The following is a 1,749-nucleotide window of genomic DNA, read 5'->3' as shown; positions in this document are numbered from 1 at the left end:
TGTCAGGACCGCATCTTATCATGTGCGCGTCGATCAATTCATCTTCGCCCCACGATGCGATGAACCCGCCTTCCGGACTGAGTTCAACGATGGCTGGTCCTTTGGCATCAGTCAGGCTGTCGCGACGTGTTAGGACAAAAACATGCCCGTCGTCTGCAACGGCGACGTCCGTCACATTTCCGGCATTTCGCGGAATGACCCCCCATGGTCGCACGACGCAATGGCATTGATCGCCCACCCACACATTCAATTGCTGGCTCAGGCCGACCTGATTGATCGTCATTGGCCACCGCCCTTCGTATGCCCCACGTGTTGCCTCCAAGTGCTCTTGGGTGCGAACCCCAATTCCTTCCGGGCGAGTGATATGTCGAAAACCGCTGCAGTCGGGTTGGCTGCAAATGCTTGCGGCCGTCTGATGGGCGGCAATTCGCCGTACCGCTGGCGCATCAGCTCCAAGGTGGGTACTTCGCACAGCGTGTCAGGGGCGCTCAGAAAGTACACTGGAGATAGGTTTTCACGCGTAAGTGCTGCTACAACTGCAGCCGCGACGTCCTCCGGCTCGACATAACCCCATAGGTCGCGGTGTCGAAGACCCTGGCGGTCCGCCATTTCCTCATAGTGGATGTCGAACAGGATCAAGACTGGCCGTAGCACGACGATCTGCATTTTGGTGCGACGCCGAAATGCCTGACAGATGAGTTCACCCGTTTGCTTGGAAATTCCGTAAGCATCTATTGGCTGAAGAGGGTAGCTCTCGTCGATAGGGATGAACGCCGGCGGTAGATCATCGCGCTGCACGCATAGGCCAGTCGCGCACTCTGAGGATATGTAGACAAACCGGCGGCACCCGGCGACTTCGGCTGCCTCTAGTGCGTTCCAGGTACCAACTGTGTTGACCGCGAAAATGGTACTCGCCGCATTTCCGCGCGTCAGAAGCGCTGCGGTGTGAACGATCGCCTCCGCGCCTTCGGCCGCCGCAGTCAACGTCTCGGCCGACATGACCGATCCGGTGAAATGCATATCCGCGCCGACACTTTCGTGAAGATCAAAAGTCGCGGGCACAGCAAGAGGCCGCAGGGCTTCGACAATACAGGCACCTAGCCGACCACTGCCACCTGTGACCAGAACTTTGCCAAGAGGTTTGGTCATCATGCTACCCCAGATAGGCCTGCTTCACACGGACGTCGTCGATAAGGCTTTTCCCCGGACCGGTGAGCGTAATGGCGCCGGACTCGAGGACGTATCCCCTGGCGGCGATTTCCAGGGCCAGGAATGCATTCTGCTCGACAAGCAACACCGTGGTGCCGTCTTTGTTGATCTGGACTATTGTTTCCAGCACCTGATCGACAAGTTGGGGAGCCAATCCCATGGTCGGTTCGTCAAATAGGATCAGCTTGGGTTCAGACATCAAAGCGCGACCGATGGCCAACATCTGCTGCTCGCCTCCCGACATGGTCCCTGCTATCTGCTGGGCCCGTTCTGAAAGGCGCGGAAAAAGTTCAAAAATGCGGTCGATACGTGCAAGAGCGACCTTCGGCTGACGCCGGGTCGTGTAAGCTCCAAGGTCAAGATTTTCCCGGACCGTCAGCCGCGCAAATATTCGCCTGCCTTCTGGCACGTGCGCGAGGCCTTTCTCGACAAGACGGTGCGGCGGTATATCCGCGATATTCTTGCCTTCGAACAGGACTTGCCCGCGCGAGATTGTGCGCAATCCGCTGATCGCACAAAGCGTGGTCGTTTTGCCGGCAC

General features: G+C 57.9%; 3 protein-coding genes. All 3 read right to left on the bottom strand.

Going from position 1 to position 1,749, the window contains the following annotated elements:
* Window positions 1-283 (bottom strand): hypothetical protein (locus EN935_RS34425; RefSeq protein ID WP_206534644.1); only part of this gene is annotated, 283 nt, incomplete at its 3' end.
* Window positions 280-1,149, bottom strand: coding sequence for an NAD(P)-dependent oxidoreductase (locus tag EN935_RS34420; protein ID WP_164771623.1), 870 nt, complete (start codon window positions 1,147-1,149; stop codon window positions 280-282). The genes EN935_RS34425 and EN935_RS34420, both read right to left, overlap by 4 nt.
* 4 nt (window positions 1,150-1,153) lie before the next feature.
* Window positions 1,154-1,749: ABC transporter ATP-binding protein (locus EN935_RS34415; protein ID WP_164771622.1), on the bottom strand; the 596-nt coding region annotated here is incomplete at its 5' end.

This window comes from Mesorhizobium sp. M7D.F.Ca.US.004.03.1.1, from assembly GCF_003998635.1.
GTDB classification, from domain to species: domain Bacteria; phylum Pseudomonadota; class Alphaproteobacteria; order Rhizobiales; family Rhizobiaceae; genus Mesorhizobium; species Mesorhizobium loti.
The sequence above is the reverse complement of the archived record's forward strand: the minus strand, read 5'-3'. Positions and strand labels throughout refer to the sequence as shown.